The sequence below is a fragment of the Calidithermus terrae genome, from assembly GCF_003574345.1.
GTDB classification, from domain to species: Bacteria; Deinococcota; Deinococci; order Deinococcales; family Thermaceae; genus Calidithermus; species Calidithermus chliarophilus.
On the sequence record NZ_QXDL01000206.1, the window covers coordinates 1 to 7,000 of the forward strand.

Below are 7,000 nucleotides of genomic sequence, written 5' to 3' on the forward strand. Positions count from 1 at the left end.
CCCCGCGCCCGCGCCCCCGGCCTCGGGCGGGGCCTTGGTCTTCCAGGCGCAGCGCTCCCAGGCCCCCATCAGCTCGTCCCACAGGCCGGCCTCCTTGAGCCTGGTCACCAGCACCGCGCCGGGCCTGTGGGCCTCGCCCCGCCCGTACTGGCTCAGCGCCTCGCCGATGTGGGCCTGCAAAGCCCCGAAGCGGTCGGTGCCCCTCTCGTGGAGCGCCCGGGCGCCCCCCAGCAGGGCGAAGTACAGCCAGCGGCTGTGACCGTCCATCATGTTGCGGCTGATGGACGACGCGGCCGCGCCGATGAACTGCATCCGGGTGGGCTCGGTGGCGTGCTTCACGTCCTGCACGGCGTTGCGCAGGGCGACGTGCACGGCCTCGGGCGACGTGTCCCAATCAGTTAACGGTTGAGAATTGAGGAGAGAAGGCGGTAACGCCCATTCTTTTAAGTCTTTCAGGCGCATCAATCTATCCACTGTCTTTTGTGATTGGGACAAGGCCCCCCGGATGAGCCTGGCCACGGTGCGCCCCTTGCGGGTGTCGCCGTCCAGGTCGCGCCAGGGGTGGGCCACCGTCTCGCGCAGCAGGGGCGCGGCCCGGCCCGCGCGCAGCCGCACGTTGAACACCGTCCCGTCCTTCCAGCCCAACGCCTCGCCGGTGTCGGTGTCCCTGGCGTTGCCCACCCGGGCCTTGTAGCTCACGCAGCCCAGCTCCGCCAGGGCCTTCAGGCCGCGCTGCAGGCGCTTTCTCGCGGTCTCGAGCCGCGCGTCGGGCCACAGGTAGAGGGCCAGGGCGAGCTGGGGCAGGTGGAAGGCCACCTCGCCGGTGGAGGGGTGGTAGCCGCGGCGGTCGCCCACGTGGAGGGCCAGCTCGAGCAGGGCCTGGAAGATCTCGAGGGCGAAGCCCTCCAGCTCCCAGCGCCCCCGCCGGAGGATGCGCTCGAGCAGGGCCCGGGTGGGCGGCACCTCGGCGAACCGGCGGGCGGCCTGGAGCTGGGCGGCCCGGTACACCTCGTAGGCCTTGAGGGGCAGGCCCAGGTCCACCAGCTCGAAGGCCCGCGCGGTCAGGTGCTCGAGGTCGCGCTTGAGCTGTTCGGCCTGGTCCCCCTGCACCAGGCGGGCCCGCCGGCGCAACCGCTCGGCCTGGCGCTCGAGGCGCTCCCTGGCCCCAAGGTCCACCCGCGGGGCCCCGCTCGGAGGGGGGTTACCGGCCGTTTCAGGCGGTTTTCCGGGTACGGGCTGGCCGCTGCCGCTGTTGCGGGCCCGCACCAGCTCGCCCAGCCGCTCGAGCCTGCGCCGGAGCCGGGGGTCAAGCGCCACCGCCCACCCCCCAGCGCTCGGCCAGGCGCTCGAGGGCCTGGGCGGGGTCGGCGCCCACCGCGACGTAGGCGCCGCGGTCGGTGGGCACGGGGACCATGGCCCCGCCCCGGAAGGGGGCGCAGGACCAGTAGACGGAGCCGTCCACCGGCGAGGGCGCGGGCCAGAAGTAGACCCGGCCGCCGGAACGGAGCTGGACACGCTGCATGAGATCAACGAGGTTCGGCGTCATAGCGTCCCCCGCAGCACGACCAGGACCAGGTAGGCCGCCCAAGCGAGACCGAGCGCCGGAAGGAGGATCTTCCGACGCTCGGGGGTTGGCTTTGGCGGGCGGGGGTGGGGCCTAGGTGCTGACGTTTGCTGGTTTTTTCGCATCGCAGAGGAGCCCTTTCTGGGTCCACTGCGGACGACTTATCGGGAATCTAGAACCCTGAGCTGCAAAAGCTTGACGCATACTGCATAAGTCGGTACTATGAAACTATCAAGCCCGGAGATGTCCGGGGTTTTTCTTTTGGACATGGCGAAAGAACGCTTGGACAAGGTACTGGCCCACCTGGGCCTGGGCAGCCGCAAGGAGGTCCACCGGCTGGCCCGCGCCGGGCTGGTCTCGGTGGACGGGGAGGTGGTGCGCGACGCGGCCTTCAAGTTCGACCCCGCCCAGGCCCGCCTCGAGGTGGACGGCGAGGTGGTGGTCTACCGGGCCTTCTTCCACCTGGTGCTGCACAAGCCCGCCGGTTACGTCACCTCGACCAGCGACCGCGACGGCCAGCCCGTCACCGCGCTCCTGCGTGAAGAGTGGCAGCGCGACGACTGGATGCCGGTGGGCCGATTGGACAAGGACACCGAGGGCCTGCTGCTGCTGACCACCGACGGCGAGCTGCTGCACCGCCTGACCCACCCGCGCTGGAAGGTGGGCAAGCGCTACTACGCCGAGCTGGCCGCCCCGGCCACCCCCGCCGACGTGGAGGCCTTCGCCGCGGGCTTGGACCTCGACGGCGAGCCCCTACAGCCCGCGGAGCTGCGCCTCGAGGCCGACGGCCGCAGGGTCGAGCTGGTGATCCGCGAGGGCAAGTACCACCAGGTCAAGCGCATGTTCGCCGCGCGGGGCAACCACGTCACCTACCTGAGGCGCGTGGCCTTCGGGCCGCTCGAGCTGCCCAAAGACCTGCCGCCCGGGGAGTCCCGCCCGCTCGAGCCCGGCGAGGAGCGCCGGCTCTACGAAGCCGTAGACCTCGCCCCACGCTAGGGCCGCCCGGCCTGATCGGGCGGGGTAGACTGGGGCTCGAGGCCCCCCATGACCTTCCCTCCCTGGTGATCCCGCGGCGCTCGTCCTGACCCCGTCCTTTCAGAGGACCGGGCAGCGGGGTCGTGCACCGGGATTCCTCCGCCGAGCCGTCGGCTTTTTGGCCTTCGGCTTCGGGCTTTCGGACCTTCGGAGGAATACCGGATGGCGTTTTGGCGATTTGGCAGTGGGACTGGCCTGGCGCTGCTGCGCGGCCTTTCGGCGGTGCTGGCGACCAGCCTGCTCGTCGAGTTCCTGGACGAACTGGCCGACGGGGTGAGCGGGGCGGCCTGGCCGCTGATCCGGCAGGACCTGGGGCTCTCCTACCTCGAGATCGGCCTGTTGCTCTCGGCGCCCCAGCTGCTCGGCATCCTGGCCGACCCCTGGCTGGGGCTGCTGGGGGACACCCGCTGGCGGCGGGCGCTGATCCTGGGCGGGGGGCTGGCCTTCGCCGCGGCCCTGGTCCTGACCGGGCTGGCGGAGGCCTTTTGGGTGTTGCTGCTGGGCTGGCTGGTGTTTTATGCGGCTTCGGGGGCCTTCGTCAACCTGATGCAGGCCACCTTGATGGACCACGACCCTCCCCGGCGCGAGCAGAACATGGCCCGCTGGGCGCTGGCCGGGTCGCTGGGGAACGTGCTGGGGCCGCTCCTGGTCGGCGCGGCGGTGGCGCTGGGGCTGGGCTGGCGGCCGGTGTTCCTGGGGCTGGCCCTGCTGACGCTGGCGGCGGTGGCCGGGCTGTGGCGCTCGAGGCTGGCGGTAGGGGAGCCGGGCGGGCACGAGGCGGCCCCGGGGCTGGGTCAGAGCCTGCGCAAAGCCCTCGCGGCCTTGCGGCGGGGCGCGGTGCTGCGCTGGCTGGGGCTGCTCGAGGCCGCCGACCTGATGCTCGACGTGTTCCGGGGCTTCGTGGCGTTGTACTTCGTGGGGGTGGTGGGCGCCGGCCCGGCGGAGGCCGGCCTTGCCGTAGCGGTGCTGACCGGGGTGGGGCTGCTGGGCGATGCCGCGCTGCTGCCCCTGCTGCGGCGGGTGCCGGGGCTGGTGTGGCTGCGCTCCAGCGCGCTGGCGATGCTGGGCCTGTACCCCCTGTTCCTGCTGGTGCCCTCGCTGGCTGCTAAGCTCGCTCTTCTCGGGCTTTTGGGTTTTCTCAACTCCGGCTGGTACGCCCTGCTCCAGGCCCGGCTCTACGCCGCCCTGCCCGGGCAGAGCGGCAGCGTGATGGCGCTGGGGAGCGTTTCGGGGTTGCTGGGCGGCCTGCTGCCGCTGGGGCTGGGCTGGCTGGCCGACCGCTTCGGCCTCGAGGCCGCTTTGTGGTGCCTGCTGGCGGGGCCGCTGGCGCTGCTCGTCGGGCTGCCCCGGCGCGAGGGGCCCGCCGCGGGGTCGGGCTGAACTTCTGCGCCCCCGGTGCTGCCCGGGGGCGCGGTCGTGGCCTACTGGCTTCGCAGGCTGCAGGTGCCGCTGCCGTCTTGGGAGTAGCGGTTCCCGCTCTGCTGCCGCAGGCGCAGGCCGTTGCCCTCCCACGCCCCGCCCGGCCCAGGGGCCAGGTAGCACAGCACCAGGGTTTTGGCCGAGGCCCCGCCGACCTCGAACGAGACCAGCAGCCGGTAGGCGAAGCCGCTGAAGGTCCGGGGGCTCGAGGTGTAGCTGGCCTGGGCCGAGGTGACGGGGGCCTCGAGGCTGTAGAGGTTGCGGGCCTCGAGGGATACCACGTAGACGCCCTCGCCCTGCAGCCGGTAGTCGGCGCCCGCCTTGAGGGCTTTGTCGCCCACGCCAGGGATGCCCCGCACGCCGAGCAGCCAGCTCGAGCCCAAAGCACTCACCGGCCTGCCTCGGCGGGAGGGTCGGGGGGGAGGATCAGGCTGAACACCGCCCCGCCCTCGGGGTGGTTGGCGGCCTCGAGCCGCCCCCCGTGGGCCTCCACGATGGCCCGGGCGATGGTCAGGCCCAGCCCCGAGCCCCCGCTGCCCTCCGCCCGCGTGCGCGAGGCGTCGCCGCGGTAGAAGCGCTCGAAGACGCGCTCGAGCGCCTCCGGGCCGAGCCCTGGCCCGTGGTCGCGCACCCAGAGCTTCACCCCGCCCTCGTGGGGGGTCGCGCTCAGCTCGACGGGACCGGCGGCGTAGCGCACGGCGTTGTCGAGGAGGTTGCCCAGCACGCGGGTGATCTGGGCAGGGTCGAAGCGGGCGCTGAGGCGGGAAGGGGGCAGTTGCAGCTCGAGCCCCATCCCGGCCTGGGCGGCGCGGGGCGAGAACATCCCGACCACCCCCCGCAGGAAGGGCTCGAGCTCGACCACCTCCAGCCGTAGCGGCAGGCCGCCGCTCTCGGCCAGCGAGAGGGTGCGCAGGTCGTCCACCAGCTTGGAGAGCAGCATCACCTGGGCGTGCAGCCGCCCCAACCCCTCGCCGCCCAAGGGGACCACCCCGTCCTGCATGGCCTCGATCTCGCTGCGCAGCACCGCCAGCGGGGTGCGCAGGTCGTGGGCGATGTCGGCGACCAGGTTGCGCCGCCAGGCCTCCTGGCGCTCGAGGCCCGTCGCCAGGCTGTTGAAGGCCACGGTCAGGGCCTGCAGCTCGTCGTTGGAGCGGGGCACCCGCAGGCGCAGGCCGCGCTCGCCGGCCTCGAGGCGCTTGGCCCCGTCGGTGAGGGCCACCAGGGGCCGCGTCAGGATGCGCGTCACCACGGCGGCGGCCACCGAGGCCAGCAGGAAGGCCAGGGTCCCCGACCAGAAGGCGGTGCCGGTGATGCGCCCGAAGAGCTCGCGGGCCTGGGCGAACTGGGGGTCGCCCCAGGCCCCCTGCCGCCAGTTCCACCAGCCGCCTTCCTGCCCGCCCGCCCTGGGCGCGTCGCCGAAGAGGGCGCTGTAGACCGCCCCCAGGGTGAACCAGGTGGTGAGGAAGACGGCGGTGAGGGCCACGAAGGTGAAGAAGAAGGTCAGCCTGCGCCGCAGGCCCCAGCGCCCCCGCCAGCGCTCGCGGCGCTGCCAGGCCCAGGGGGGCTCGGTCTCGCCCCGCCCGCGCCGCCGTCTCCAGTGCATGGCCGGTCCCCTCAAGCCGAATCTACCAGCTTGTAGCCCACCCCGCGCACCGTCTCGATGCGCTCGCCGAAAGCCCCCAGCTTGCGCCGGATGTTCTTGACGTGGGCGTCCACGGTGCGCTCGTCGGCGTAGCTGTCGGCGTCGCCGGTCACGGCCAGCAGCTCGGGCCGCGTGCGCACGCGGCCCGGCTCCTTCGCCAGCAGGGCCAGCAGCCGGGTCTCGCTGGTGGTGAGGTCCACGGGCTTCCCGTCGCAGCGCACCTCGAAGGCGGCCAGGTCCACCTCCAGCCCACCCGCCCGGTAGACCTCGGGGGCCAGCACGCTGCCGCGCACCCGCCGCAGCACCGCCTTGACCCGCGCCACCACCTCGCGCGGGCTGTAGGGCTTGACCACGTAGTCGTCGGCGCCCAGGCCCAGCCCCAGCAGCTTGTCCACCTCGTCGTCGCGGGCGGTGAGCATGATGATGGGCACCGCGCTCTCGGCCCGGACGCGCCGGGCGACCTCGAGCCCGTCGAGCACCGGCAGCATCAGGTCGAGGAGGATCAGGTCGGGCTGGAGGGCGCGCCACAGCTCCAGCGCCCGCCCCCCGTCCTTGGCCCGCTCGGTGCGGTAGCCCTCGCGGCGGAGGTAGTCCTCGAGGATGTCGGCCAGGCGGGCCTCGTCCTCAACGATCAGGATGCTGGCGCTCACAGCCACCGCCGCACCTTTCGCCGGTACTCGGCGTAGGGTGTTCCCAGCGTTTGCCCCACCTTGGCCTCCTCGCGGGGGATGTAGCTGTAGTTCATGAACAGCCAGTAGGCCACCGGCGCGGCGAGCATCGGCCAGGAGCCCAGGAACAGCGCGAGGGAGAGCAGGGTGAGGGTCATGCCCAGGTAGATGGGGTTGCGGCTGAAGCGGTAGGGGCCGCTGGTCACGAGCCGCGTGGGCAGGGCGGTGGGCTCGACCGGGGTGCCGTGGCGCCGGAACTCCACGACGGCCCAGGCCGCCAGCCCGAACCCGGTCAGCAGCGCCAGCACCGCCAGGGCGAAGGGCGCGGGGAAGCGGGCGGGGATGAGCAGGTGCAGCAGCAGGCCCAGCAGGAAGGCCAGGCCTGCGATCTGGACGGGGACCAGGCGGGTCATACGCCCCGCTCAGTCGGCCGCCGCCGGGGCGGGCGCGTTGCTGCGGCGCAGGGGCAGCTCGGGGATGAACAGCGTCACCGCCAGCCCCAGCAGCACGATCACGACGCCGATCTGGTACACCTGCCGGATGGCCGTGGTCAGGGCCTGCTCGAGCGCGGCCTCGACCCTATCCACGGCGGCGAGGGCGCTCCGGCGGGCCTCCTCGAGCCCCCGGGTTGCCCCCGCCAGCGCCGCGGCCCGGACCTCTGCCCCCGCGTTC

8 protein-coding genes and 1 pseudogene are annotated in these 7,000 nt (G+C 73.0%); 2 read left to right on the forward strand and 7 right to left on the reverse strand.

Annotated elements, in window-relative coordinates; all coding sequences use genetic code 11:
• A partial coding sequence (locus tag Mterra_RS17350; protein WP_147372908.1) for a hypothetical protein occupies window positions 1–1,317 on the reverse strand: 1,317 nt, incomplete at its 3' end.
• Window positions 1,307–1,522 carry a hypothetical protein gene (locus Mterra_RS17355; protein WP_119316299.1) on the reverse strand — a complete coding sequence of 72 codons (216 nt, stop codon included), beginning with the start codon at window positions 1,520–1,522 and terminating at the stop codon, window positions 1,307–1,309. The genes Mterra_RS17355 and Mterra_RS17350, both read right to left, overlap by 11 nt.
• 309 nt (window positions 1,523–1,831) lie before the next feature.
• On the opposite strand from Mterra_RS17355, the gene Mterra_RS17360 reads away from it, so the two are divergent.
• Entirely contained in the window at window positions 1,832–2,560 is a 729-nt protein-coding gene (locus Mterra_RS17360; RefSeq protein ID WP_119316305.1) for a pseudouridine synthase, read from the forward strand.
• Window positions 2,561–2,761: 201 nt separating this feature from the next.
• Window positions 2,762–3,979 (forward strand): MFS transporter, encoded by a 1,218-nt coding sequence (locus tag Mterra_RS17365; RefSeq protein ID WP_119316300.1) that lies wholly within the window; start codon window positions 2,762–2,764, stop codon window positions 3,977–3,979.
• Between the two features lie 41 nt (window positions 3,980–4,020).
• Here Mterra_RS17365 and Mterra_RS17370 read toward each other — a convergent pair whose 3' ends face one another.
• From Mterra_RS17370 to Mterra_RS22530, 5 genes and pseudogenes are all read right to left on the reverse strand, one after another.
• Window positions 4,021–4,410 (reverse strand): hypothetical protein, encoded by a 390-nt coding sequence (locus Mterra_RS17370; protein WP_147372909.1) that lies wholly within the window; start codon window positions 4,408–4,410, stop codon window positions 4,021–4,023.
• On the reverse strand, window positions 4,407–5,621 hold the full coding sequence (locus Mterra_RS17375) for a sensor histidine kinase (protein ID WP_119316302.1): 1,215 nt from the start codon (window positions 5,619–5,621) through the stop codon (window positions 4,407–4,409). The genes Mterra_RS17370 and Mterra_RS17375 overlap by 4 nt, the downstream gene beginning before the upstream one ends.
• An 11-nt stretch (window positions 5,622–5,632) precedes the next feature.
• Window positions 5,633–6,310 (reverse strand): response regulator transcription factor, encoded by a 678-nt coding sequence (locus Mterra_RS17380; protein WP_119316303.1) that lies wholly within the window; start codon window positions 6,308–6,310, stop codon window positions 5,633–5,635.
• Window positions 6,307–6,741, reverse strand: coding sequence for a methyltransferase family protein (locus Mterra_RS17385; RefSeq protein ID WP_119316304.1), 435 nt, complete (start codon window positions 6,739–6,741; stop codon window positions 6,307–6,309). Before Mterra_RS17385 ends, Mterra_RS17380 begins: the two co-directional genes overlap by 4 nt.
• Window positions 6,742–6,750: 9 nt before the next feature.
• A pseudogene (locus Mterra_RS22530) lies at window positions 6,751–7,000 on the reverse strand (MDR family MFS transporter); the annotation flags it as partial.